Origin of the sequence: Catenulispora sp. GP43, from assembly GCF_041260665.1 — a bacterium.
Lineage (GTDB): Bacteria > Actinomycetota > Actinomycetes > Streptomycetales > Catenulisporaceae > Catenulispora.
Genome location: NZ_JBGCCT010000004.1, coordinates 219527 through 245248 on the forward strand (window position 1 = coordinate 219527; position 25722 = coordinate 245248).

Below are 25722 nucleotides of genomic sequence, written 5' to 3' on the forward strand. Positions count from 1 at the left end.
TAACCATGGGGGAGAACAAGCGAGCGGCCCGCCATCCCCCGTGGACAGCGGGCCGCGGTCATCGGTTCAGCCCCGCGCGAGCCGCTCGGTCAGGCGCGCCTTGGCCGGCGGCCACTCGTCGGCGAGCATCGAGAAGTAGACGCTGTCGCGGAACGTCCCGTCGGGCCGCATCCGGTGCCGCCGCAGCACGCCCTCGCGCTGCGCGCCGAGCCGCGCGATGGCGTTCTGCGAACGCTGGTTCAGGTGGTCGGTCTTCCACTGCACGCGCCCCATGCCCAGGTCCTCGAAGGCGTGCGTGAGGAGCAGGAGCTTGGCCTCGGTGTTCACCGGGGTGCGCCAGTACGCGCTGCCGTACCAGGTCCAGCCGATCTCCAGGCGCTCGTCGGCGGGGCTGATGTCGAGGTAGGTGGTCCAGCCGACGGCCTTCCCAGTGGCGAGCAGGATGACGGCGAAGGCGACGAAGGAGTCGTCGGCGAGCAGCGTGTCCAGCTTCGCCCCGAGCTCTTCCTCGGTCGTGGGCGTCGGGCCGCCCTGCCACCGCCAGACCGCGTCGTCGTTACCGCCGGCCGCGAACAGGTCCGGGAGGTGGCCTCGGGTCAGGGGCTCCAGACGGATGTGGGAGCCGGTGAGGGTGATCGGCGCGGGCGTCTTCGCTGTCATGATCGTGAGGCTATCCCCATTTTGAACTAGTGGCAATCTAATTTGTACTAGTTCATTCTGCGGCGTTCAGTTCCCGCCACAGCTCGGCGTGCTCGGCGGCGTACTGCGCGAAGCTGCGCGGCGCGCGGCCGGTGACCCGCTGGACGACGTCGGTCACCGGGGCGTTCCCGCCGTCGCGCATGACCTGGAACAGCCCGCGCTGGGAGATGACGGTGCGCTCGCCGGCACCGGCGGCCCGCGAGTCCGCCTCGGCCTGCTCCGGGTCCACGGCCTGGTAGGCCAGGGGACGCTCGGCGACGTCGCCGAGCATGGCGACGGCTTCGGCGTGGGTCAGGGCGTCGGGCCCGGTGATGGTCAGGATCCGGCCGGCGTAGCCGTCCTCGGTGAGCGCCGCGGCCGCCACCTCGCCGATGTCGCGGGTGTCGACGAAGCTCACCGGCGCCTGGCCGGCCGGCAGCGCCAGCACCCCGCGGTCGCGCAGCGCCGGCAGGAACCCGGTGCCGAAGTTCTGGAAGAACCAGTTCGGGTGCAGGATGATCCACTCCTTGCCGGAGGCGCGCACCGCACGCTCCCAGTGCGCCATCATCGCCTCCTCGGGCAGCAGTTCCGCGCCGATCACCGACAGCAGGACCACGCGGCGGGTGTCGTGCGCCTCGGCGAGCAGGTCCGCGACCAGCCGCTCGCCGGTGGGGTGGGCGTAGGGGCCGACGATGTAGAGGGCTTCGGCACCCTCCAGGGCCGGCGCCCAGGTGGCTCGGTCGGCCCAGTCGAAGCGGACCGGCAGGACGCCGTCGGTGCGGGAGCCGGCGAAGCCGGTCTCGGGGTCGCGGCTGGCGGCGGCGACCTTCGCGCCGCGGGCGGAGAGGGCCTCCACCACGGGCCGGCCGGTCTTGCCGGTCGCGCCGATCACCAGAATCGCCATCGTCATCAGCTCCCTGCGTTCGCTTCCCTGAGTTCGTCGTCTTGGTGACGTCTTCAACGGTAGGGCGATGGTGGCGGATGATGAATGTCGTCGAGTCCTGAGAACATGTCCGATCGTCCGGCGCGGCGCTAGCATCGGGCCATGGACGTACTCACCGACGCCCTCGCGGCGATGCGCACCGGCCAGGCCCGCTCGGCGCGCACCGAGGTGCACGCGCCGTGGGGCCTGCGGTTCGCGGCCGTCAGCGGAACGACGTTCCACGTGCTGCTGCGCGGCCGGTGCTGGCTGCTGCCGCCGGACGGCGAGCCGGTCCCGATGGCGGTCGGCGACGTGACGCTGGTCCGGCACGGCAATTCCGTGGCGCTCGCCGACGATCCGGCCACCCCGCTGCGCGACTTCCGGCCGGCGGCGTGGCGGGCGGGGCAGACGATCGGGCGGGTGGACGTCGAAGGGCCCGGCGAACGGTCGCTGCTGATCTGCGGGGCCTACCAGCTGGGACGCACACGGCCGCACCCGCTGCTCGCCCGACTACCGGACCTGTTGCTGCTGCGCGCCGAGGAGACGCCGGGGCTGGCCGCGACCGTCACCCTGCTCGGCCAGGAACTGGAACAAGCGCGGCCGGGCCAGGACGGCGTGGTGCCGGCGCTGGTCGACGCGCTGCTGCTGCTGATCCTGCGAGGCTGGATCGAGCGCTCGGCGCGCGCCGAGCCCGCGCCGGGGTGGCCCGGCGCACTGACCGACCCCGCGATCGGCAGCGCGCTGACGGACCTGCACGACGATCCGGCGCGCGCCTGGACCGTCGCAGAGCTCGGCGATCGCGCGGGCCTGAGCCGGTCGGCGTTCGCGCAGCGGTTCACGGCGCTGGTCGGGGAGCCGCCGCTGACCTACCTGACGTGGTGGCGCATGACGGTCGCCGGCCGCCTGCTGCGCGAGTCGGACGCGCCGCTGAGCGCGGTGGCCCAGCGGGTCGGGTACGCGTCGGAGTTCGCGTTCGCGAAGGCGTTCAAGCGGGAGTTCGGAATCGCGCCGGGGCGGTATCGGCGGGAGGTCGCGGCGGCAGCGGCAGCAGCAGGCTGACTGCGCCGGAGCCCGCTCCGGAGCTCACGCCGGGGCCCACGCCAGCCGCCCACACCCGAAAAGACAGCGCCGCCCCGGCTCAGGAATTCGGGGCGGCGCTGTCCGGACGCCGCCCCGGCTCAGGAATGCGGGACGGCTTCCGCGGAGTCGCCCCGGCTCAGGAATTCGGGGCGGCACCGGGTGGCGTCGTCCCGGCTCAGGAATTCGGGACGGCACCGTCTGGGGGTGCGGGATGGCTCGTGGCTAGGCCGCGCTATCACCGGCCTCGTCGGCGCCGGCGGGCATCGTGATGACGACTCCGAGTTCCTGGCGGATGGCGTGGGCCGCGGCGCCGAAGACCAGGCTGTGGGTGCCCAGCGTGGAGGCGCGCAGGACCAGTTGCTCGAAGCCTGACATGACGCGCAGCGCCAGCAGGTCGTTGATCTCGCGCATCAGCGCGGGTCCGAGGGGGTCGCCGGCGATGGGGCCGCCGAGGATGAACTCGGTGACGTCCAGGGTGCCGGCCAGGGTGGACAGCAAGCGGGCCACCTCGCGGGCGGCCCGGTTCACGCGCTCGCCGAGCGCGCGGGCGTCCTGGCCGTCGCCGCCGGCCAGGTAGCGCGTCACCGTGTCCTCGGTGGCGTCGCCGAGGATGACGGGCTGCACCGCGACCGTCTCCAGGCAGCCGATCAGGCCGCAGCGGCAGCGCAGCGAGGTGCCGATGTCGATGTGGCCGATCTCGCCGCTGCGGAAGTTGCCGCCGTGGTAGAGCCGGCCGTCCAGCACGATCCCGGCGCCGATGCCGGTGCCGATCCACAGCACCGCGACCGTCTTGTCGCGGTCGGCGACCAGCGCGACCTCCGACAGCGCGACGGCGTTGGCGTCGTTGACCACGTGGACCGGCAGGCCTCCGCAGAGCTCTGAGAGCTCGTGGCCCATCGACACCATGTGCCAGTCGTAGTTCACCGCCTCGCGGATCACGCCGTCGTCCCCGACGATGCCGGGCACCGCGACACCGACCCCGGTGATGCGGCCCGGCGTCGGCGCGGCCATGCGGCGCACCATGTCCGGGACCGCGGTCAGCGCCGGGGCGTCGAGCGGGCGCGAGACCGTCTCGGTCTGCTCCATGTGGCCGTTGAGGGTGAACCGGCTGGCGGTGATGCGCTCGTTGGCCACCTGCACGCCGATGAAGCGGTGGTGCGCGTCGTCCAGGTCGAGCAGCACCCGGGGCTTGCCCACCGGCTGCGCCTCGCGTCCGGCCTCGCGGACCAGCTTGCGCTCGATCAGATCGCTGACGATCTCCGACACGGTGGCGGTCGGCAGCCCGGTCTCCCGGATCACGTCGGTGCGCGAGAACCGGCCCTCACCCGCGGCGACGCACTGGAGCACCAGCACGTCGTTGCGCGCCCGAAGGGAACTCTTGGTCCCCTTCTGGGTGAACCGGAGCTGGGTCACGCTGGCCGCCATTCTTGCATCGTTCATCGATGTAACATCGCGGGAACTGTAGGGCGGACCTGCTGTAGCGGTCAAGGGGACACGGTGAGCAACCCCGTTTCACCTGCGCGGATCCCAACTCGTCACACAGCGTTCTGGGCGGCTCCGCTGCGGAGCCGCCCAGAACTATCGGAGACCGAAGTAGCCCGGCGTGGCCAGACCGACCTGGTCAGACCGGCCTGGTCAGACCAGCGCGGTCAGACCAGCGGTGGCAGCGGGGCCGCACCGGGGTGGAAGGCGGTCGTGGGACCGGTGGTCACCAGTTCCGCGGCGCCGCGCGGGACGCCGTTGATCGGCACGCCGAAGGACACCCCGCGGGCCCAGGCCATGACCACCCGGTCCAGGGTGTCCACCAGCGCGGCGCTGGTCGCGTTGCCGCGGATCACGTACCGGGCCCCGGCCGCGCAGGCCGTCCCGCACACCGTCAGCCGCGGCTGGAAGTGGAAGGACTCGGTGGGCGCGTCCCGGGTGACCGTGGTCTGGAACACCCGGGCGGCCGGGCCGTCCAGCAGATCGATGTCCTTGATCCGCTCGGAGACGATGTCGTGCCTGGCCGGGTCCAGGATCTCCTCGGCAAGCGCCTCAGCCGGGGGTCACCGGCTCGTCGCGGTTGTCGAAGACGGAGAAGCCGACCCACACGTGTTCGGCGGTCCGGTTCGGCTCCGGGTACAGGACGGCGGAGTAGGCACACTCCAAGTCCTCGGCGGCGTACAGCCCGCCGCGCAGGTCGTCACGGAGTTCGCCGACAACCTCGGTGCGAGGGCTGGGACCCAGGTCCAGCAGTCGCAACGCGGCGTCGACGCCGTCGTCGTAGCGGACCGGTGGAAACTCCAGCTCGGTCAAGTCGACCGCGTGTCCGGGATAAGCGGTCTGCCAGCTGGTGTAGGTGTAACGGACATCTGCGGTGTTCCGCATCCCGATGCACTCTCCCCGCGCTTTCGCGCATGACTCGTGTTTATCGGGTACACAATACCCAAGGGGATGACATAGCTCGATCTGTGCAAACGAGACCCAAATGGTCCGGGTCGGAATCCTCACGCGAACCGAACGGCGACATCACAGACCGTACACCGTCGTCACCTGCAGTTGCGCCCCCTTACCCGAAGACGTCACCGGTATTCGGCGAGCCTGGGGCGCACGCCGGCCACCGCGCACCCGATCGCCAGCAGGCACGCCGCGAGCGGCAGCCACCGCCACAGCGTCAGCTCGTCCACGCCGGCGTTGATGTCGCCGGTGAAGGCCCTGGCGTTGATGTCGATGACGTTCTGGACGGCCGCGGCGTAGGCGGTGAAGGCGCCGTCGGAGTCCGAGGCGGCGGGACTGGTGTCGAAGCGGACCGCTTCGGGCACGTCGGTGGCGAGCTTCTGGCGGAAGACCCGGTCGTCGAGCTCGTAGGCCTGGTACGTGCGCAGCATCTGTTCGGCGGCGGCGCGCTCGCCGGGGAAGGTGATGTTCTTCATCTCGGTGCCGAAGTAGCCGCCGAAGTCGACCGGGTGGGAGGGGTCGGCGAAGTACGCGTCCAGGTCGGTGCGGACGGCGGCGTCGTAGGTGTCGAGGGTGACGTTCGGACCCGGGTCCAGCAGCGCGCGGCTCTTCGCCAGGAACGAGGCCTGATACTGCGCGGCCCGCGCGGGATCGACCACCAGGCGGCTCTCGTCGGCGTTGGCGTCGGTGCTCTCGGCCTTGGCCGCGGACAGGGCGGCGACGGAGTCGTAGGCGTCCTTCTTCGCGGCGCGCAGGTGTTCGGCGGCCGAGCCCATGGAGACGGCGCCCCAGACCATCACGACGAGGGTGAGCAGCGTGGCGCCGGCGAGCGCCGGGTTCAGCGCGCGGCGGGTGCGGCGGGTGAGCCAGAGTTCGAAGCCGACCAGGGCGGCCAGGGCGAGCACGCCGGTGAGTACGATCCACCAGACGGCTTGCCGCGCCAGGCCGTGGCGGTCCTGGTAGGAGGTCTCCAGGGCGGCGCCGTTGCTCTGGGCCACGGCGTGCGCCGCCGGCAGGACCGTGCTGCGCATCAGGTCGGTCGCCTTCGCGTACTGGGCCGACTCGGCTTGCGGGAGGTCTCCGGCGGGGCGGGCGGCGGAGCCGGAGTCGACGTACATCACCTGCGCGGCCAGGGCTTCGTAGTCGCCGAGCGCGTTGAGGGCGTCGCCGACCTGCTGCGCGCCGGTGCCGGCGGCGCCGGCGTGCAGCGCGGCGAGCTGCAGGTCGTGGTCGGCCTCGGCGCGGTCGGCCTCGAAGAGCTTGGTGAAGGCGGCGCGGTCGACGCCGGGGCCGAGGGCCTTGCCGCCGACCATGAGGATGTTGGCGAGGTTGGCGTCCATGTCGTTGAGCGCGTAGATCAGGTCGTTGCCGGCGGAGACCTGCGGTTCCTCGGTGCTGCCGATGGCGTCGAAGCCGGAGCGGACGTCCGCGGCGGCGAGGGCGGCGATCACGGCGAAGAGCACGGAGGCCGCGACGGCCGCGGCGGTGAACGCCTTCAGGAGCCACGGCGTGGGGCGTCGCCGCCACCTGGCGGGACGCGGCGCGGGCTGCGGCGCGGGGTGCGTGGTGTCTTGCGAGGCCGGCGGGGGCGCGACGACGGTCATGCCCACAGCAAAGGGCCTCGCGCGCACGAGGACCTGTTCTGCTCGCGCGATACGCGCGCGCCTGCGCACAACGCAAACGCGCCGCACATGAGCGCCCTGATCGCCGGCGGCCGAGCCAAACCGCCTCGTTCCCGCCCACAACCCCCTTGGCCAGGCAATGAATTGGTGTAGACCCTTGACGGTGGGAATGGTCTAGTCCACGCTCCACGGTGCGGGGTCGCTCAGGAGACGCAGCAACGAGGAGACCTGATGAACAGGGAGCTCAGTACAGCAGGAGGCAGAGGCCGGCCACCGGCGGGATCGCGGCGGACGGCGGGTGTGGTGAGTGTGGTCGCGGCAGGGGCTCTGGCTGCCGCGGGCGTGGCTCTCGCGGCGGGCGGGGCGAACGCCGCCCCCGCCAACCTGGTGGCGAACCCGGGATTCGAGACCGGGACGCTGTCCGGGTGGACGTGCAGCGCGAACAGCGGTTCGGTGGTGTCCAGTCCGGTGCACTCCGGGTCGCACGCGCTCAGCGCGACTCCGGCCGGCTCCGACGACGCGCAGTGCACGCAGACCGTGAGCGTGCAGCCGAACTCGTCCTACACGCTGTCGGCGTGGGTGCAGGGCAGCTACGTGTACCTCGGCGCCAGCGGGACCGGCGGGACCGATCCCAGCACGTGGAGCAGCAACGGCGCCTGGAACCAGCTCAGCACGTCGTTCACCACCGGGGCCTCGACCACGAGTGTCACGGTCTACCTGCACGGCTGGTACGGCCAGGGCACGTACTACGCCGACGACGTCAGCCTGCTGGGGCCGGCCGGCTCGGGCTCGTCGAGCACCCCGCCGACCACGCCATCGACGACACCCACCAGCACGCCGTCGACCACGCCGTCGACCACCCCGACGACGCCGCCCACCACCCCGACCACCCCGACCTCGTCGTCCAGCTCCACTCCCCCGCCCCCGCCGAACTCCGGGTTCAACCATCCGGCGTACTTCATGCCGCTGGACAACAGCCCGCAGGCGATCTCGGACATCGTCAACGCCGGGGAGAAGGAGCTGAACCTGGCCTTCGTCCTGGACTCCGGAGGCTGCACCCCGGCCTGGGGCGGCAACGCCTCGACGCCGGTCTCCTCGGACACCACGGTGCTGGCCGACATCAGCGCGCTGCGCGCGGCCGGCGGCGACGCCGCGGTCTCCTTCGGCGGCTACAACGGCACCGAACTCGGTTCCTCGTGCGGCAGCGCCAGCGCCCTGGCGGCGGCCTACCAGCAGGTGATCACCAAGTACCAGCTGAAGCACGTCGACTTCGACTACGAGAACACCGCGCTGGACAGCAACACCGCCGTGCGCTTCGGCGCCATCAAGATCCTGGAGCAGAACAACCCCAACCTGGTGGTCTCGCTCACCATCCCGATGACCACGGTCGGCTTCCCCGGCTCCGGCGTCGACGAGATCAAGCAGGCGGTGGCGGCCGGCGCGCGGCTGGACGTCGTCAACATCATGGACTTCGACACCGGCCTGACCTCCGGCACCGAGGTCGGCCAGACCGAGGCGATCGCCGACGACGCGATCGCGCAGCTGCAGTCGATCTACGGCTGGAGCACCGCGCAGGCCTGGTCGCACCTGGGCCTGCAGATCATGAACGGCCACACCGACCAGCCCTCGGAGCTGTTCCAGCAGAGCGACTTCTCGGCGCTGCTGGGCTTCGCCCAGGCGAACCACCCGGCGTGGTTCTCCTACTGGTCGGCCAACCGGGACCGCGCCTGCGACCCGAGCGTGCCGCACAACTGGGCCGACGGGACGTGCTCCAGCGTGACGCAGAACCCCTGGGACTTCACGAAGATCCTGGTGCAGTACACCGGCTGAGCCCGGCCGTTTTCAGTTCGCCGGGGCGTCACTGACACAAGATGTCAGTGACGCCCTCTTACGGTCGGTCCATGAGCTACCCGACTCCCATCGCCTGGCACGCCGGCACCGACGTCATCGACGGCCGCCAGGTCAAGCGCTACCACATCGCCCGCGACGCGACCCCGATCAACCCGGACTGGGAGCAGGCCGCCGCCGAACTGATCCCCGGCATGCTCGCCCCGCGCGACGAGACGCCGCCGGCGGCCTTCACCGTGCTGTTCCGCAGCGGCGCCGGACTGCACCTGAACGTCTACAGCTGGTACTGGGACAACGTGATCTACGGGCAGTTCGCGACCGGCGGCGTGCCGTTCCTGGGCAGCCCGGACGAGGACCCCGGAAAGCTGGCCCCGGTGAAGCCGCCGGTGATCGGCTGCGTGTACGAGCTCGCGGTGCTGGTGCACGAGCGGTCGGCGTGGATCCGGCACATGCTGATGAATGAGAAGCCTGACATGGAGGCCTACCTGGCTGACGTCCTGCCGACCGGGCCGGTGGGTCTGCCGGATGTGCCTTCGGCGCTGTCGCGGCTAGCCTGACTCGGTGACCGATGCCGCTGCTGCCGCCGCCAATGCCGACACCGCTGCTTTGTGGGTACTGCCGATCGCGCTGGATGAGACGACGCGGCCGGTACTGCGTCCGCTGCCGCTGCGCGCGGCAGAGCTGTTGCGCGACGTCCAGGCTCCGCCTCGGCTCGTCGCGCATCTGCGGGCGGTACACGATGTGGCGGCACAGCTGGTCGCCTGGACCGCGAAGCGGGGGCTGCCGATAGACGCGGACGCCGTCCTGTTCGGGGCGGCGACGCATGACATCGGCAAGGCGGTGCATCCCGGCGAGCTGTCCGGCCCGGGATCAGAGCACGAACCCGCGGGCCGCGATCTGTTGCTGGCCCACGGGATCGCACCGGAGCTGGCGAAGTACGCGGCGATCCACTCGACGCTGAGCACCGACTCCACGCTGGACGAACTCCTGGTGAGCCTCGCCGACACCGTGTGGAAGGGCAAGCGGCGCACCGAGCTGGAGGATCTGGTGGTGGCGCGGCTGGCCGCGGCGAGCGGGCGCGAGGCGTGGGACGAGTTCCTGGAGCTCGACACACTGCTCACCGACATCGCCGACGGCGCCGATGAGCGGTTGGCGTATCAGATGGGCTATCCCTTGGCTGCTGCGGCTCCTGCGGCTCCTGCGGCTCAGAAGTAGGTACGAGCGCCGCCGACGACGTCGTAGCCCTCGTTCACCAGCAGGAACAGCCGCCACCGGTCCATCGTCATGCAGGGGTGCGAGACGCCGAGGGCCACCAGGTCGCCGACGGCCAGCGGGCTGGCGGGATCCACGCGCAGGAAGGCGTGCTGATCGCTCAGGGCGCTGATGTGGGCGGCGTCGCCGAGCTCGACCGGGCTGTCCGTGGCGGCGCGCCAGGCGGCCAGCGGGACCGGCAGGCCCGCGTCGTGGGAGACGTCGCGGCGGCCGGCGTTCAGCAGGACCAGGTCCGGTTCGGGGCGGGAGACGACGCGGGTCCAGACCTCCAGCGCCGGCTGGAACGGCGGGAGGGTCCATTCGGGGCGCGCGCTCGGCGTCAGGGTGGCGTACTGGCCGTTGTCGTGGGTCAGGTAGCAGCCGCTGCGCAGTACGACACGAATGCCGTCGGTGGTGAGCGGGCCGAGGATGTGCGCGACGCGCTCGAAGAAGCTGCTGCCGCCGGCGGTGGCGATCGGTTCGCGGTCGGGGGCGAACAGGCCGCGCTCGGCGAGTGTGGCGGCGAGGTCGCGCAGGTCTGTCAGGAAGGCGTCGACCCGCGCGAGGGTCTGCTCGGTGCGGTCGTGGCCGATGGTGCCCTCGTAGCCGGCGACACCCGCGACGGCAAGATGCGGGGCGGCGGAGGCGGCTTCGGCGACGGCGAGGGCGGTGTCGAGGTCGCGGGCTCCGGTGCGGCCGGACTCGTGGCCGAGCTCGATGAGGACCGGGAGTTGGAGGGTCGGTGCGGCTGATCCGTCGGCCGGCAGCGAGGCGGCGGCAGCAGTGGCATCGGCAGCTTCCGCGACCTCGGCGAAGGCCTCTTCGGCGAGCCGGACCCCCTCCGCCGAGTCCACGTAACACAGCAGCTCGCGCTCAGGATGCGCGGCGAGTTCGCGGGCCAGCCAGCGCAGCGCCGCGGGGTCGGTCAGCTCGTTGGCCATCAGGACCCGGCGCGCGCCGAAGGACCACAGCATCCGCACCTGCGCCGGCAGCGCGGCGGTCAGGCCCCAGACGCCGGCAGCGAGCTGGCGGGCGATGAGCTGCGGCGACATGGTGGTCTTGGCGTGCGGGGCGATGCTCACGCCGGCCGCGTCGCAGAAGCGGCGCATGACATCGAGGTTGGCGTCCAGGGCCGCGTCGCGCAGGACGGCGACCGGGGTGGAGGTGTCGCCGCGGCGGATGTTCCAGCCCTGCGCCGCGAGGCCGTCGAGGGTGGTGGCGGCGTGCAGCGGCAGGCCTTTGAAGGAGGCGTCGAGCAGTTCCGGCGCGGTCATACCTTGGGCCCTCGCAGGTAGTCGACGATGTGCACGGCCTTTGTGCGGCTCTTTGACTTCCGCAGCCCGGTCTGGAGTTGGCGCAGGCAGCCGGGGTTGACCGCGATGACCAGGTCCAGGTCCGCGGCCTCGATCTCGGCGATCTTCTTGGCCAGGATGGCCCTACTCTCCTTCTTCCGCACCAGGGCGTAGGTGCCGGCGGCGCCGCAGCAGGAGCCGGCGGAGGGCAGCTCGACGTAGGTGGCCGTGCGGCCGAGGAGTTCGCGGGGTTCTTTCCAGACGCCGAGGCCGTTGCGCAGGTGGCAGCTGTCCTGCAGGCCGACACACAGGGGGCGCTGCGCGGGAGCAGCATCGGTATTGGTGTCGGTATTGGTGTCGGTATTGGTGTCGGTCTCGGTACCGATGCCGGTGCTCTTCTTCAACAGCCACTCGGAAGCCTCGACCACGCGCTCGCGCCCGATCACGTCGGCCAGGTGCGCCGCGCAGCCGCCGCTGGTGGTGACGATGGTGCCGGGCAGCCGTTCGCCGAGCTTGCGCGCCAGGTCGCGGCCCTGTTCGAGCTCGCCGTTGTGGGCGTGCAGGGCGCCGCAGCAGCCCTGGTCCGGGTCGACGGCGAGGTCCGGGTCGAGGGCGGCGATGCCGCGGCTGACCGAGGGGAACAGGCCGCGTTCGAAGCAGCCGAGCATGAGGGTCGGCTGGCCGGTCGCGCCGCTTCGCTTGCGGGCGCTGCGGCGCACGAGGCCGAGAATCCGCAGCACCCACTTGCGATTCGCGACCAGCAGCAGCGGCCGGACGATCCACGGCCGCTTCAGGCCGCTCCATTGCTCGTCGCGCCACTCCTCCAGCAGGTGGCCGTACTGGACGCCGGCCGGGCACACCGTCTCGCAGGCGCGGCAGCCCAGGCAGAGCGAGGCCTCCTCGGCGAGGGTGGCGTCGTCGGGGGCCAGATCGCCGGTCTCCAGCAGGCGCATCAAGGTGATGCGGCCGCGCGGGGAGGACTGCTCCTGGCCGGTCAGCGCGTAGGTCGGGCACGCCGGGAGGCAGAAGCCGCACGAGATGCAGGCATCCAGCAGGTCCTTGCTGAAGATGCCCTTGGGCGCGCCGGGGCCGGTCTGCTCAGAGCCGGTCTGCTCCGCGCTGGTCTGCTCGCTCACGATCCCAGCTTCCCGGGGTTGAGCAGCCCGAGCGGGTCGAACGCGCCCTTGATCCGCCGCAGCAGCGCCATCTGCTCGGGCCCCAATCGGTGTTCCAGGTAGGGCAGCTTCGCCGCCCCCACGCCGTGTTCGCCGGTGATCGTACCGCCGAGATCCACCGCGTGCCGGAAGATCTCGTCGAAGGCGGCCATGGCCGCCGCGGTGGCCGCCGGGTCGTCGCCGTCCACCACTGCCGTGGGGTGCAGGTTGCCGTCGCCGGCGTGGCCGAAGGTGCCGATGCGGACGCCGTGCTTCTCGGCGGTGGCCGCGACGAAGGCGACCATCTCGGCCAGCTTCGGGCGCGGCACGGTGACGTCCTCCAGGATGGTCATGCTGCCGCTGCGCGCCAGGGCCGGCAGGTTGCAGCGGCGGGCGGCGAGCAGGTCCTCGGCGGCGGCGACGGACTCGGCGAGCTCGATGTGGGTCGCGCGCTTGCCGCAGACCTCGGCCATGCGGGCCACGGAGCGGTCCACGGCGTCGGGTTCGCCGTCGTCGCCGAACAGCAGCAGCGCCCCGGCGTCCAGGCGCAGGCCCAGGTGGGCGAAGTCCTCGACGGCGGCGACGCAGACCGCGTCCATGAACTCCAGGGTGGCCGGCGCGGGACCGGAGGCGACGATGTCGCGGACCGCCTCGGAGGCGTCGGTCATGGACTCGAAGTAGGCCACGCCGTAGCGGGCGGCGGCGGGGTTCGGGACCAGCGCCATGGTGATCTCGGTGATCACCGCGAGCGTGCCCTCCGAGCCGACCAGCAGGCGGGTGAGGTCGTAGCCGGCGACGTCCTTGACCAGCCGGCCGCCGGTGCGGATGACCTCGCCGTCGGGCAGGACCGCCTCCAGGCCGAGCACGTACTGGCGGGTGACGCCGTACTTCAGGCCGCGCAGGCCCCCGGCACAGGTGGCCACGTTCCCGCCGACGGTGGAGGCCTCCTTGCTGCCCGGGTCGGGGACGTAGACCAGCCCGACGGCCGCCGCCGCGCGGTTCAGGGCCCCTGCGGTGACCCCGGGCTGGCACACCGCCAGCATCTCGTCCCGGCTGACCTCGGTCAGGGCGGTCATCCGGGTCGTGGACAGCACGATCCCACCGGACAGCGGCACGGTCGCCGCGCACAGGTTCGTCCCGGCGCCGCGGGTGGTGACCGGGACCCGGTGCCGGGTCGCGATCCGCATCACCCCGGCGACCTCCTCGGTGGTCAGCGGCTGTACGACCACGTCCGGCGCGTGCCGGAACAGCGGCGTGGCGTCCCGGCCGTAGGCGGCCAGCGCCCCCGGTTCGGTGAGCACGCGCTCCCCCAGCAGGGCCTGCAGATCGGCGATCGCCGCGGGTGGGATCTCGGTCATGGCCTCAGCCTGGCAGACGGCCTGTGACCGTGGTCATGGCGGGCACCGATCAGGCGCCGAGCATCGAAAACGGCATCGGTGCGAGGATGGCCGGCATGACATTCGAGGCGGGCAAAGCGGTCGCGGCGGACGGAACCGCGATCGCCTACCAGAGCGCCGGCGCCGGCATCCCGCTGGTGCTGCTCGCCGGGCAGTCCAACACCCACCGCTGGTGGGACTCGGCGCGCGCCGACTTCGAGACCGCCGGCTACCGCACGATCACCCTGGACTGGCGCGGCACCGGAGCCAGCGACAAGCCCGACGAGCCTTACAGCACCAGGGGTTTCGCGGCGGACGTGGTGGCGGTGCTCGACGAGGCGGGCATCGAGCGGGCCCAGGTCTACGGCACCTCGATGGGCGGCCGCGTCGCGCAATGGCTGGCCGCCGACTTCCCGGAGCGGGTCGGGGCGCTGGTGCTGGGCTGCACCTCGCCGGGCGGGGCGCACGCGATCGAGCGGGACCGGTCGGTGCGTCAGGCGCTGGCGCAGGCCGATCGCGAGGCAGCTAATCGGTATCTGCTGGAGCTGATGTACACGCCGGGCTGGCTGGCCGCGCATCAGGGTCCTTATTACGTGGTCGGCGATCCGGAGATGCCGGCGTATGCGAAGGGCCGGCATCTGACGGCCAGCGGCAAGCACGACGCTTGGGACGTGCTGCCGGCAATCGCCGCTCCGACGCTGGTGGTGCACGGCACCGACGACATGTTCAACCCGGCGGCCAACGCACCGCTGATCGCCGAGCGGATCCCGGGGGCGCGGATGGTCCTGATCGAGGGTGCGCGGCATGCGTACTTCGACGAGTTCCGGGACGTCGCCGGTCCCGTGGTGCTGGATTTCCTCGGCGAGCACTGATCCGGCTGACGGCCGATGGCCGCGGACGTCCGGAGCGTCCGCGGCCATCGGCGGGCATCACATGGCGCTGAGCAGCTTCTGGATCCCCGGGCTGACGGCGTTCGGGCCGCCGAAGATCTCCACGAACTGCAGCGCCTTGGCCTGCCGCAGGTCCGTCACATAGCGGAAGGCCTCCGGCGACAGGGCCTGCGGGTCGGTCAGGAGCAGCGGCATCCCGAGCTTCGCCGCGAAGGCACCGCCGCTGAGCGCGTCGGGGAAGACCACGCCGCTGGCCAGGCCGACCATGGTCGGGGTGTGCCCGGTGACCGCCGCGTAGCGGGCCGCCACCGCGACCGCGGTCGCGTACCGGGTGGCGCCGGCGAGGGTGTGGTCGACGGTCTGGCCGGCGGTGTTCAGCGCCGCCACGGCCTTCTGCGCCTGTCCGCCGATCGGGTCGACATCGGCGTGCTGCCGGATGAAGGCCGCGGTGGCCGGGTCCGTGACGGCGTCGGCTGTGAGGACGATGGGCGCGTTCTCGGCGGCGCCGAGCGGGCCGGCGGCCAGCGCGTCCGGGAAGTTCAGGCCGGTGGCGACGATGACGTGCTTGGTCGCGCCGAAGTGGGCCGCGACCTTCAGTGCGGTCTCGTAGCGGGTGTCGCCGCCGATCCGGACCACGGTGTACCCGGCCGTGCGCAGGGTGTCCTCCTGCTGCTGCGACACCGCGCTGAGGCCGCCGAGGATGTAAACGGTCTTCTTCGTCTTCGGGCCGCCGGTCACGTGGTCGATCATGTCGCGGACGACGGTGGGCATCGCCGAGGTCTGCGTCAGCAGTAGCGGGCCGTTCACGTGGGCGGCGAACGGCACACCGGCGAGGGCGTCCGGGGCCGTGTCGCCGCGCGCCAGGACGACGGCGTCGGCGGTGCCCGGCGCCCACTGGTTCGCGACGGCCGCCGAGGTGTCGTAGCGGTCGATGCCCCAGAACCGCCCCACGCCCAGACCGCCGGGGTGGGTCTGGGTCTCGGTGCTGTCGATGACGACTGAGGTGGTCGCCGTGTACTGCGGCAGGGAGGTGTTGTTCGGGTCTGCCTCGTCGGCCATCTTCACCGAGATGGTGTAGGTGCCGGTCTTGGCGTAGTAGTGGGTCTGGTCATACGAGCTGGCGATCTGCTCGACCGGGCTGCCGTCACCCCAGTTGACGTAGTACCCGTAGTCGTGGCCGTTCGCGAGCGGGGCGCCGTAGCCCTGCTGCGCGAGGTGGGCGCCGCCGTTCGCGACGGAGGTCGCCGACGCCGTCAAGCCGTAGCCCGTCGCCCACGCGGTGTTGTTCTCGACGTAGTTGCTCCACGAGACGTCGATGCCGTCGGTGGTGTGCGTCGTGACCAGGTACCGGCCCATCTTCGCGTACAGGTGCTGGAGCTTCAGCGGGCCGCTGGCGGGCGCCTCGACGGTCTCGGCCGGGCTCCCGTCGCCCCAGGTGACGGTGTAGCTCTTGGTCGCCGCCGGGTCGACCGTGCCGCCGGAGATCTCGGCCTCGGCGGTGAACGGGGCGTCGCCGCCGGGCGTGGTGAGGATGACGGACGGTTCGGTGGGCGCCTGGACGTAGTGCCGGGTGGCGGAGAAGATCTGGCTGACCGGGGCGGCACCGTTGCCCTCGTCCACGGTCACGGTGCCCTTGTAGACCTGGTGCGCGGCGTACGTGTGGGTCATCCACAGCGGCGTCTGCCAGGTCGGAGCCGGGACGCCGGTCGTCGAGGACGTCGTGCCGTCGCCCCAGTCGACCGTGTACGTGGCGTTCGTCCCGATGGTGTCGCTGGTGGCGAGATAGATCTCGAATTGGGCATAGCCGGTGGTCGGGTTGACTCCTGGCAGGACGTTGATCCCGGTCGGCGTGAGCGTCTCCGTCGGCGTCTGGTTCGGCGCTACGACCGCCGCCGAAGCCGAGGCGGGCAGCGCGGTCGCCAGACCCCCGGTGACAGCCAGCGTGGACAGGGCAAGAGATGTGATGCGACGCCGTCGCGCCATGGTCGACCCCCACTGATCGGACGCTCGACGAGCGAGGTCCAGCCGATAGACGGCCGGATCCTAGCACTGATGATCCAATGTCAGGGGACGTTCATTGAACGCCGGCAGCCAACCGCTCCAGCACCGCCGCTATCCGCGCGGCCGGCACCGGCCTGGAGTAGTAGAACCCCTGCCCGAAGTCCACACCGAGCGCGGTCAGCCGGCGTGCCTGGTCCCCGGTCTCGATGCCCTCGGCGGTGACCGTCATGCCGGCGGCGTGGGCCAGGGCCACCAGGCTGGTGATCACCGACTCGGCGAAGCCGCCGGCCTGGCTGCCGAGGTCGGCGACGAAGGAGGCGTCGATCTTCAGCGAGGTGGCGGGCAGGTCGCGCAGCCGGGCCAGGTTGGAGTAGCCGGTGCCGAAGTCGTCGACCGCTATGCCGATGCCCATGTCGGCCAGGGTGCGCAGGGCGGCGGGGCCGGGGCCGGGCAGGCCGGCGTCCTCGGTGTCCATCAGCGCGGTCTCGGTGATCTCCAGGCACAGGCGGCGGGGCGGCAGGCCGGAGGCCTCCAGAGCGGCCGCCACCTCGCGGACCAGGTTGTAGTCGTGCACCTGGCGGACCGCGACGTTCACCGCGACCGCGGGGCCGTCCGGCCAGGACGCCGCGTCGTGGACCGCGCGGTCCAGGACCCAGCGGCCGAGCTCGACGATGGCGCCGGTCTCCTCGGCGACCGGGATGAACTCCTCGGGCTTGAGCAGGCCGCGTTCCGGGTGGCGCCAGCGGACCAGCGCCTCGACCGCCGGCGGGCGGCCGCCGGACAGGTCCACGATCGGCTGGTAGTCCAGGAACATCTCGCCGGACTCCAGGGCCGCCGGCAGCGCCTGGGCCAGGGCGTAGCGGTGGACCTCGCGGGCGTTGCGGTCCTCGTCGAACAGCGCGAAGTCGGCCTTGCCGGCCGACTTGGCCCAGTACAGCGTGATGTCGGCGGCGCGCAGCAGCTCGGTGGCCTCGGCCCCGGCCGCGGGCCGCTCGACCAGGCCGGCGCTGGCGGTGACGGTGACGCTGTGGCCGTCGAGCAGGACCGGCTGGCGGACCGCGTCCAGGACGTTCTCGATGACCGGGAACACCGACTGCGGGCCCTGGGTGCGCCGGAACAGGATCACGAACTCGTCGCCGCCCATGCGGGCCACGACGTGGCGGCGCGGGTCGGTGGCCGCCGACAGGCGGTGCGCTATCTCCGTCAGGAGCTCGTCGCCCGCCTGGTGGCCGAGGGTGTCGTTGACGCCCTTGAAGCCGTCCAGGTCCAGGAAGCACAGGCCCAGGCGGTCCTCGGGGCCGGCGCTGCGCAGCAGCTCCTCGACCGCGTCCAGCAGCCGGACCCGGTTCGGCAGGCCGGTCAGGGCGTCGTGGGTGGCCTGGTGCCGGAGCTGGTCGGTGGCCCGGCGGCGCTCGGTGACGTCCTCGTGCAGGGCGATCACCAGCGCCACGTCGCCGCCGTCGTCGCGCACGGCGGTGGTACGCACGTGGGTCCACACCACGCCGCCGTCCAGCCGCCGGATGCGGGTGTCGGCCTCGGCCTCGGTCTGCTCCCCGGCCAGCAGGGCGTTGTAGCCGCGCCAGTACTCCCCCGGCTCGGTCGGGTCGATCAGGTTCCTGATGGTGCGGCCGCGCGCGGCGTAGGCGTCGACGCCGAGCATCTCGGCCAGCGCCGGGTTCACCTCCAGCACCTGGCCGTGCTTGTCGGTGATGACGATGCCCAGGGCCGCGTTGCGGAACACGGTGCGGAACCGCGCCTCGCCGGCCCGGTAGGCGGTGAGCACGGCCTCGTGGATGGAGGCCTGCTCGGCGCGGGTGCGCTCGCGCAGGCCCTCGGCGAAGGCGGAGGCCAGACCGGCCCGCAACGCGGAGCGGGTCTCCGGACGCAGATAGGGCGGCAGGTGGCGGTCGATCACCTCGATGGAGGTGGCGACGCAGGCGCCCTGGAAACAGTGCGCGTCGATGAGCGCGCCGGCCGCCTGCACGCCGATCTTGCGGGCCAGCTCCGGATCGTCGGGCGCGGCGACGACCTGCTCGGCCAGCGGGGTGACGACGCGCAGGGAGTGCTCGAAGCCGAGCGGCGTGGCCGCGGCGGCGGACAGGGCGGCGGCCCAGGCGCGCGCGAAGGATTCGGTGGGGCCGCTGTCGGGGTCGGCGGCCGGCGGCGGGGACGTAGGCGCAGCCGTGGGGCCGGATAAGTCGGCGCTCTCGCGGGCGGCCGGGTCGGTGGTGGTGGCGAAGCGGACGTCGACCAGGCCGGCGATGACGGGGCGGTCGGAGTCCGGGCCGAGGTGGGAACCAGGATCGCGATGGGAGTCAGGGCCCGGGCCGAGGTGAGAATCAGGGTCGCGATGGGAGTCAGGGCCGGGGTCGAGATGAGAATGGGGCTCCGCGTGGTCGGGAGCGGTGTCCGGCGCGGCGGGGCGCGGCTCGGCGAGACCATCGCCGGCCGGCGGGAAAGCAGTGTCCGACCCGGGGTCGGGACTTCCGACCCCGAACTGCGCGTACCGTGCCACGGCCGTCCGCCTCTCGCCGGGGCGCCGTCAGCCGGCCGCGGGCTTGGTGCCCACGGCGGCGTAGGAGGCGTAGCGGACGTGGTCCAGGTCGGTCTGGCGGCTCTCCTCGGAATCCGGGCGCCACTGCTGCACCTGCACCACACCCGGTTCCAGGATCGTGAAGCCGGTGAAGAGGTTCTCGATCTCGTCGTGGGTGCGCCAGTACATGGGCTCCGGGGAGTTGGCGTTCCACATCTGGAGCATCTCGACGATGTCGCCGGACTGGCCGTCGTGGGAGGCGTGCTGGATGACCAGGATGCTGCCCGGGGCCACGGCCTCGCGCAGGGTCGCGACCAGGGCGGCGGGGTCGTCGGCGTCGGAGACGAAGTGCAGCAGCGAGCACAGCAGCACCGCGACCGGGCGGTCGAAGTCGATCAGGGCCCGGACCTCGGCGTGGTCCAGGATGGCCCGCGGGGAGCGGGCGTCGGCCTGGATGAAGGCCGCGTCGGGGTCGCCGGCCAGCATGGCCCGGCCGTGGGCGACGGCGACCGGGTCGTGGTCGACGTAGACCACGCGCGCGCCGGGGACGGCCTGGCGTGCGGTCTCGTGCACCGGGCCCATCGTGGGCACGCCGGCGCCGATGTCCAGGTACTGGTCGATGCCGGCGGCCGCGACGGTGCGGACCGCGCGCTGCAGGAACATGCGCACCTGGCGGGCCAGGTCGGGCATGTCCGGCTTGAAGGAGATGGCCTGCTCGGCGACCCGGCGGTCCACCTCGAAGTTGTGCGACCCGCCGAGGAAGTAGTCCCAGACCCGGGCCGAGCTGGGCTGGTCCAGGTCGATGGAGGCCGGGGCCCATTCCGGTCTGCTGTCGCTCATGTCTGGAACCTTCCGAGGGATCGGGTTCCCGCAGGTGGGGGCGGGTGCTGTCGGTGGTGCCCGGAAGGTCGCGGCCGGGCCGGGCCGGATCGGCCGGGCACCACGTCAAGACGCTGATCTACATGTTAATCATATGTCCGGCAAGCCCGTGGACGGCTTCCTTCACCGCCTCGCCGAGGGTCGGGTGGGCGTGGATGTTGCGGCCCACTTCGTGGACCGTCAGGTCCCACTGCTGGGCCAGCGTCAGCTCGGGCAGGAGCTCGGTCACCTCAGGGCCGATGAGGTGCGCGCCAAGCAGCTCGCCGTACTTGGCGTCGCTGATCACCTTGACGAAGCCGACCGCGTCGCCCAGACCCGCGGCCTTTCCGTTGGCGCTGAACGGGAACTTGGCGACCTTGACGTCGAAGCCCTCCAGCCGCGCCTGCTCCTCGGTCCAGCCGAAGCTGGCGATCTGCGGCTGGCAGTAGGTGGCGCGCGGCACCATGACGAAGTCGATCTCCATCGTCTCGGCACCCGCGATGGTCTCGGCGGCCACCATGGCCTGGGTCTCGGCCACGTGCGCGAGCATCACCTTGGCCGTGACGTCGCCGATCGCGAAGATGTGCGGAACGTTGGTGCGGCCGCGGCCGTCCACCGCGATCGCGCCGCGCTCGGTGATCGCCACCCCGGTCTTGTCCAGGCCGTAGCCGTCGACGTTCGGCGCGAAGCCGATGGCCTGCAGCACCTTGTCGGCCTCCAGCACCTGCTGGGCGCCGTCCTTGCCGGTGACGGTGACGCGCACCTTCGGGCCGGAGTCGTCGATGGCGTCGACCCGGGTGCCGGTGAGGACGTCGATGCCCAGCTTGCGGTACTGCCGGGCCAGCTCCTTGGAGACCTCGATGTCCTCCAGCGGGACCATCCGCTCCAGGAACTCCACGATCGTGACCTTCACGCCGTAGCTGTTCAGCACGTAGCCGAACTCCACGCCGATCGCCCCGGCGCCGGCGATCACGATGCTCTCCGGCAGCGTGGGGGACAGGATCTGCTCTTCGTAGGTCACGACGCGCTCGGAGAGCTGCGTCCCCGGCAGCAGCCGGGTGCGCGCGCCGGTGGCGATGATGCAGTGGTCGAAGGTGAGGGTCTCGGTGGTCCCGTCGGACTTGGCGACGCTGAGCGTGCGCTGGTCCAGGAACGTGCCGCGGCCGTCGTACTCTTCGATCTTGTTCTTGCGCATCAGGTAGTGGACGCCCTTGACCCGGCCGTCGGCGACCTGCCGGCTGCGCTCGTAGGCGGCGCCGTAGTCGAAGGTGATCGGGCCGTTGGAGGAGATCCCGAAGGTCTTCGCCTCGTGCTGGACGATGTGCGCCAGCTCCGCGTTGCGCAGCAGCGCCTTGGAGGGGATGCACCCGACGTTGAGGCACACCCCGCCCCAGTAGCGCTCCTCCACAACGGCGACTTTCTTGCCCAGCTGGGTCGCTCGGACCGCCGCTGTGTACCCGCCTGGCCCCGCGCCCAGGACGACGACATCGAAATGCGTGCTCATGGCTCCGACTCTAACCGCCGGGGCGTATGGCACGCCCGGTGGCCGGTGGAGCCGTGGGACTTACCGGGTTGGAAACCTGCTGGTCCAGGAGTTGTCAGCGTGGTCACCCCGGGTCCGGGGCCGGGTGACCGGCGCGGGTCAGGCAGCGGAGAGCGCGCGGCCGGCTTTCAGCGCGGCGGCGACCATGACGCACCGGCGGGCCTGGTGCCGCGCGGCCTCCAGCGCGACCTCGCCGGGCGCGCCTTCGCCGGCGACGTGGGAGGTGCCGTAGGGGTTGCCGGACGTGAACTGGATCGGGTCGGTGTAGCAGGCCCTGGCCCGGTGGTCTCCAGGAAGGCGCGCAGCTGGCTGGCCGGGTTGCCGAACCGCGTCGGGGCGCCGAACAGGAGGACGTCGGCCCAGGTCAGGTCGTCGTGGGTGGCGTGCCTCGGCGGCCCCCTCGGCGGCGGCCTCGGCCAGGGTGCGGATGGTGCCGGTGGCGCTGTAGTAGATGATCGCGTGTCTGCCATGCCGCCGCAGTGCCCGTGTCCGCAGTGCCCGTGTCCGCCGTGCCCGTGTCCGCAGTGCCCGTGTCCGCAGTGCCCGTGTCCGCAGTGCCCGTGTCCGCCGTGCCCGTGTCCGCCGTGCCCGTGTCCGCCGTGCCCGTGTCCGCCGTGCCCGTGTCCGCCGTGCCCGTGTCCGCCGTGCCCGTGTCCGCCAGGCCCGTGTCCGCCAGGCCCGCCGGCCGCGCGGCGGATACCTTGGGCACCGTGCCAGAACTGATCACCACTCCGGCCGGCGACGCCAGGCTCACCCGCTTCCCGACACCGGCGCGCACCAAGCGCCGGGCGGTCCTGGCGCTCGGGCACGGCGCGGGCGGGGGCATCGAGGCCGCCGACCTGCAGGCGCTGGCCGGGGCGCTCCCGGCGTCCGGCATCGAGGTGGTGCTCGTCGAGCAGCCCTGGCGGGTCGCGGGCAAGAAGATCGCGTCGGCGCCGAAGACCCTCGACCTGGGGTGGGTGCCGGTCGCCGAGGTGTTGCGCAAGCGCGCCCGCAAGACGCCGTTCGTCGTCGGCGGGCGCAGCGCCGGGGCGCGGGTGGCGTGCCGCACCGGGCTCGAGACCGGGGCGGTCGGCGTGGTCGCGCTCTCCTTTCCGCTGCACCCGCCGGGCAAGCCGGAGAAGTCGCGCATCGAGGAACTCCGCGACAGCGGGCTGCCGACGCTGATCGTGCAGGCCGGCGCCGACACGTTCGGGACCGCGTCGGAGTTCCGCGGGCTGCCGGGCACGCACCGGCTGGTCGGGCTGCCGGCCGGCGACCACGCGTTCAAGGTGAAGAAGGGTGATCCGCCGGTGCTGGACGCGGTGGTGGCCGCGGTCACGGAGTGGATCGAAACGCTGCTGCGGTAAGGAGTCCTCTAGAGTCTTGGGCATGGACCAGCCCCGCGCGATGCTCTTCGATTTCTCCGGCACCCTGATGCACTTCGAATCAGCGGAGAACTGGGTGCGCACCGTCACCGACCAGGCCGGGCTCGGCTTGGACGAGGGCGAGGTGGAGCACTGGGCCGGGCGCCTGAAGGAGGCCGGAGCCTGGTACGGCGCCTATCCGACGCACGTCCCGGACCACCTCGCGGAACTGTATGAGACCCGCGACCTGGACGCGCCGCACCACCGTGCCTGCTATATCGGCCTGATCCGCGAGTCCGGGTGGCCCTGGCCGGAGCTGGTCGAGGCGCTGTACGAGCGCAGCAACTCCCCCGAGGCGTGGGTGCCGTATCCGGACGCGCTGGAGGCCGTGAGCGAGGCCAAGGACCGCGGCCTGGCGACCGCGCTGATCAGCAACATCTCCTTCGACATCCGGCCGCACCTGAAGCACGCGGGGCTGCTGGACCTGCTGGACGCGGTCGTGCTGAGCTACGAGGTCGGCATGGTGAAGCCGGACCCGAAGATCTTCCAGCTGGCGTGCGACACGCTGGGCGTGGACCCGGCGTCGGCCGTCATGGTCGGCGACAACGCGGCCGACGGCGGCGGGTCCGCGCTCGGCGTGCGCACCCACTACGTCGATCTGGTGCCGGTCGAGCAGCGGCCGGACTCGTTGATCAGCGTGCTGCGAGAGATCACGGCTTCGTAGCCGGTTCCTGGCCGGGCGTGCCCGGGCCGGCGTCCGCCGACGCTTCCCCGGGCCTGCGGACCGAGCGCAGCAGCACCTCGGAGACGTCGGCGACCCGCACCGCCTCGTCGGCCTTGCCCTGCTGCTTGCGGGTGGCCACGCCGTCGGTGAGCATCACGATGCAGTAGGGGCAGGCGGCGGTCACCAGGTCGGGCGAGGTGCCGAGCGCCTCGTCGGTCCGGGTCTCGTTGATCCGCGAGCCGATCGTCTCCTCCATCCACATCCGCGCGCCGCCGGCCCCGCAGCAGAACGACTTCTCGCGGTTGCGCGGCATCTCGGTCAGCTTCACGCCGGGGATGGTGCCGAGGATGTCGCGCGGGGCGTCGAAGACGCGGTTGTGGCGGCCGAGGTAGCAGGGGTCGTGGTAGGTGACCGCGACGTCCACCTCGCCGGCCGGCTTGATCCTCCCGTCCTTGATCAGCTTGGCCAGCAGCTCGGTGTGGTGCACGACCTCGTAGTGGCCGCCGAGCTGCGGGTACTCGTTGGCCAGGGTGTTGAAGCAGTGCGCGCAGGTGACGACGATCTTCTTGGCGCCGGCGGTGTTCAGCGTCTCCACGTTCTGCGACGCCAGCTCGTGGAACAGGAACTCCTGGCCCAGGCGGCGGGCGGCGTCCCCGGTGCAGGTCTCCCCCGAGCCCAGGATCATGAACTCGACGCCGGCCTCGTGCAGGAGCTCGGCGACGTTGCGGGAGGTCTTCTTGGCGTTGTCGTCCAGGGAGCCGGCGCAGCCGACCCAGAAGAGGTACTCGACGTCGTCGGGGATGCGCTCCTCGCCTCCTGCGCCCAGGACCCGGACCTCGAACGGCAGACCGGCCGTCCACTCCAGGCGGGCCTTGGCGCCGCGGCCCCACGGGTCGCCGTTCTTCTCCAGGTTGCGGAGCATCGTGCCGGCCTCGCGCGGGAACTCCGTCTCGATCAGGACCTGGTAGCGGCGCATGTCGACGATGTGGTCGACATGCTCGATGTCCACCGGGCACTGCTCGACGCAGGCGCCGCAGGTGACGCAGGACCACAGGATGTCGGGGTCGATGACGCCGTTGACGTCCGCGCCGCCGACCAGCGGGCGCTGGGCCTCGGCGAAGACGTCCACGGCGCTCGTCTCCAGCGCCGCCTTGGCGTCCTCGCCTTCGGCGAGCAGGTACGGCGCCTTGGCCAGCGCGTGGTCGCGCAGGCTCATGATGAGCAGCTTCGGACTCAGCGGCTTCTCGGTGTTCCAGGCCGGGCACTGCGACTGGCAGCGGCCGCACTCGGTGCAGGTGGCCAGGTCCAGCAGGCCCTTCCAGGTGAAGTCCTCGATCGCGCCGCGGCCGATCTTGTCGTCCTCGCCCGGGTCCTCGAAGTCCACGGCCTTGCCGGCCGAGTAGACCGGCAGCAGCGGGCCCAGGGCGCGGGGGCGGCGGGAGAAGGCGATGTTGAACGGGGCCAGGAAGATGTGCAGGTGCTTGGAGTGCACGACCAGCACCAGGAAGCTCAGGACCACGCCGAGCGAGAGCAGCAGGCCGGCGGTCTCCAAGACGTCGTTGCCGGTCTTACCCGCACCGTGCAGCAGGTGGCCGGCGGCCTGGCTGGCGAACGCGCCGTGGGGGAAGGGGAAGTTGCCGGTGTTGATCTGCGCGCCGCGGTAGAGCAGCAGGGTCCACATGACGTTGAAGATCATGAAGAGCACGACCCACGCGGCGGTGGTGTGGGAGCCGAAGAAGCGGGACCCGCGGCCGCGCTTCTCAGGGTCCTGACGGAGGCGGATCACGGCGAAGGCCAGCAGCCCGGCCAGGACCGCGACGATGAAGAAGTCCTCCAGGAAGCCCAGCCAGGCGTCGGTGCCGATGAGCGGGATGTGGAAGTCCCGGTCGAACAGCGCGCCGAAGCCCTCGGCGATCGTCGCGCCGAGGATGACGAAGCCCCAGAACACCGCGAAGTGCGCGGCGCCGGGACCGGACCATTTCAGGAGCTTGCGCTGCCCGAAGACCTCGGTCACGACGGCCCACAGCCGCCTTCCCGGTTGGTCTGTGCGCCCCGGCTCGGCCGGCTGCATCGTGCGGCCCAGGCGATAGAGCATCAGCACACGGCGTCCGGCCAACGCGAACGCCGTGAGCGTGATCGCCGCGCCGATGATGAGTCGTACAGCCACA

The 25722-nt window shown here is 71.8% G+C and carries 21 protein-coding genes and 1 pseudogene; 7 read left to right on the top strand and 15 right to left on the bottom strand.

The window, feature by feature from the left end; translation table 11 throughout:
- Positions 1-66: 66 nt before the first annotated feature.
- Entirely contained in the window at positions 67-660 is a 594-nt protein-coding gene (locus tag ABH926_RS11075; RefSeq protein WP_370365346.1) for a GNAT family N-acetyltransferase, read from the bottom strand.
- Positions 661-712: 52 nt separating this feature from the next.
- Positions 713-1588, bottom strand: a complete 876-nt coding sequence (locus tag ABH926_RS11080; protein WP_370365347.1) for an NAD(P)H-binding protein — start codon at positions 1586-1588, stop codon at positions 713-715.
- 135 nt (positions 1589-1723) lie between these two features.
- Here ABH926_RS11080 and ABH926_RS11085 point away from each other — a divergent pair, with 135 nt between their 5' ends.
- Entirely contained in the window at positions 1724-2659 is a 936-nt protein-coding gene (locus ABH926_RS11085) for an AraC family transcriptional regulator (RefSeq protein ID WP_370365348.1), read from the top strand.
- 243 nt (positions 2660-2902) lie between these two features.
- Here the strand turns inward: ABH926_RS11085 and ABH926_RS11090 are convergent, their stop codons facing one another.
- From ABH926_RS11090 to ABH926_RS11105, 4 genes are all read right to left on the bottom strand, one after another.
- On the bottom strand, positions 2903-4120 hold the full coding sequence (locus ABH926_RS11090; protein ID WP_370365349.1) for an ROK family protein: 1218 nt from the start codon (positions 4118-4120) through the stop codon (positions 2903-2905).
- A gap of 209 nt (positions 4121-4329) precedes the next feature.
- Positions 4330-4620 carry a hypothetical protein gene (locus ABH926_RS11095; protein WP_370365350.1) on the bottom strand — a complete coding sequence of 97 codons (291 nt, stop codon included), beginning with the start codon at positions 4618-4620 and terminating at the stop codon, positions 4330-4332.
- A gap of 94 nt (positions 4621-4714) precedes the next feature.
- Positions 4715-5047: a hypothetical protein gene (locus ABH926_RS11100; protein ID WP_370365351.1), complete on the bottom strand. Its 333-nt coding sequence runs from the start codon at positions 5045-5047 to the stop codon at positions 4715-4717.
- Between the two features lie 194 nt (positions 5048-5241).
- Entirely contained in the window at positions 5242-6720 is a 1479-nt protein-coding gene (locus ABH926_RS11105) for a hypothetical protein (RefSeq protein ID WP_370365352.1), read from the bottom strand.
- Positions 6721-7041: 321 nt separating this feature from the next.
- Here ABH926_RS11105 and ABH926_RS11110 point away from each other — a divergent pair, with 321 nt between their 5' ends.
- The 3 genes from ABH926_RS11110 to ABH926_RS11120 all read left to right on the top strand — a co-directional run bounded on the left by ABH926_RS11110 (position 7042) and on the right by ABH926_RS11120 (position 9801).
- Positions 7042-8568 (top strand): carbohydrate binding domain-containing protein, encoded by a 1527-nt coding sequence (locus tag ABH926_RS11110; protein ID WP_370365353.1) that lies wholly within the window; start codon positions 7042-7044, stop codon positions 8566-8568.
- A gap of 71 nt (positions 8569-8639) precedes the next feature.
- Complete coding sequence (locus tag ABH926_RS11115; RefSeq protein WP_370365354.1) at positions 8640-9143, top strand: hypothetical protein; 504 nt, start codon at positions 8640-8642, stop codon at positions 9141-9143.
- A gap of 49 nt (positions 9144-9192) precedes the next feature.
- Positions 9193-9801 carry an HD domain-containing protein gene (locus ABH926_RS11120; RefSeq protein ID WP_370365553.1) on the top strand — a complete coding sequence of 203 codons (609 nt, stop codon included), beginning with the start codon at positions 9193-9195 and terminating at the stop codon, positions 9799-9801.
- Here ABH926_RS11120 and ABH926_RS11125 read toward each other — a convergent pair.
- The 3 genes from ABH926_RS11125 to ABH926_RS11135 are packed head-to-tail and all read right to left on the bottom strand — an operon-like array spanning position 9792 to position 13641.
- On the bottom strand, positions 9792-11111 hold the full coding sequence (locus tag ABH926_RS11125; RefSeq protein WP_370365355.1) for an alanine racemase: 1320 nt from the start codon (positions 11109-11111) through the stop codon (positions 9792-9794). The genes ABH926_RS11120 and ABH926_RS11125 overlap by 10 nt on opposite strands.
- Positions 11108-12265, bottom strand: coding sequence for a (Fe-S)-binding protein (locus ABH926_RS11130; RefSeq protein WP_370365356.1), 1158 nt, complete (start codon positions 12263-12265; stop codon positions 11108-11110). Before ABH926_RS11130 ends, ABH926_RS11125 begins: the two co-directional genes overlap by 4 nt.
- The gene (locus ABH926_RS11135) at positions 12262-13641 is read right to left on the bottom strand and encodes an FAD-binding oxidoreductase (protein ID WP_370365357.1); all 1380 of its coding nucleotides are present in this window, start codon (positions 13639-13641) and stop codon (positions 12262-12264) included. Before ABH926_RS11135 ends, ABH926_RS11130 begins: the two co-directional genes overlap by 4 nt.
- Positions 13642-13736: 95 nt before the next feature.
- Between ABH926_RS11135 and ABH926_RS11140 the strand changes: the two genes are divergently transcribed.
- The gene (locus ABH926_RS11140) at positions 13737-14531 is read left to right on the top strand and encodes an alpha/beta fold hydrolase (protein WP_370365358.1); all 795 of its coding nucleotides are present in this window, start codon (positions 13737-13739) and stop codon (positions 14529-14531) included.
- Positions 14532-14588: 57 nt separating this feature from the next.
- Here ABH926_RS11140 and ABH926_RS11145 read toward each other — a convergent pair whose 3' ends face one another.
- The 5 genes and pseudogenes from ABH926_RS11145 to ABH926_RS11165 form a co-directional block, all read right to left on the bottom strand.
- Positions 14589-16532 carry a cell wall-binding repeat-containing protein gene (locus tag ABH926_RS11145; RefSeq protein ID WP_370365359.1) on the bottom strand — a complete coding sequence of 648 codons (1944 nt, stop codon included), beginning with the start codon at positions 16530-16532 and terminating at the stop codon, positions 14589-14591.
- Between the two features lie 91 nt (positions 16533-16623).
- Positions 16624-19065: a putative bifunctional diguanylate cyclase/phosphodiesterase gene (locus ABH926_RS11150; protein ID WP_370365360.1), complete on the bottom strand. Its 2442-nt coding sequence runs from the start codon at positions 19063-19065 to the stop codon at positions 16624-16626.
- 27 nt (positions 19066-19092) lie between these two features.
- A complete protein-coding gene (locus ABH926_RS11155; RefSeq protein ID WP_370365361.1) occupies positions 19093-19923 on the bottom strand; it encodes an SAM-dependent methyltransferase in 831 nt (276 codons plus the stop codon).
- 118 nt (positions 19924-20041) lie between these two features.
- Entirely contained in the window at positions 20042-21445 is a 1404-nt protein-coding gene (gene lpdA / locus ABH926_RS11160; protein ID WP_370365362.1) for a dihydrolipoyl dehydrogenase, read from the bottom strand.
- A gap of 138 nt (positions 21446-21583) precedes the next feature.
- Positions 21584-21964: pseudogene (locus tag ABH926_RS11165) on the bottom strand (hypothetical protein).
- 230 nt (positions 21965-22194) lie between these two features.
- Here ABH926_RS11165 and ABH926_RS11170 point away from each other — a divergent pair.
- On the top strand, positions 22195-22833 hold the full coding sequence (locus ABH926_RS11170; protein WP_370365363.1) for an alpha/beta family hydrolase: 639 nt from the start codon (positions 22195-22197) through the stop codon (positions 22831-22833).
- Positions 22834-22855: 22 nt separating this feature from the next.
- Positions 22856-23554 (top strand): HAD family hydrolase, encoded by a 699-nt coding sequence (locus tag ABH926_RS11175; RefSeq protein ID WP_370365364.1) that lies wholly within the window; start codon positions 22856-22858, stop codon positions 23552-23554.
- On the opposite strand, the gene ABH926_RS11180 is transcribed toward ABH926_RS11175, so the two are convergent.
- Complete coding sequence (locus tag ABH926_RS11180) at positions 23541-25721, bottom strand: (Fe-S)-binding protein (protein WP_370365365.1); 2181 nt, start codon at positions 25719-25721, stop codon at positions 23541-23543. The genes ABH926_RS11175 and ABH926_RS11180 overlap by 14 nt on opposite strands.
- Position 25722: the final 1 nt, after the last annotated feature.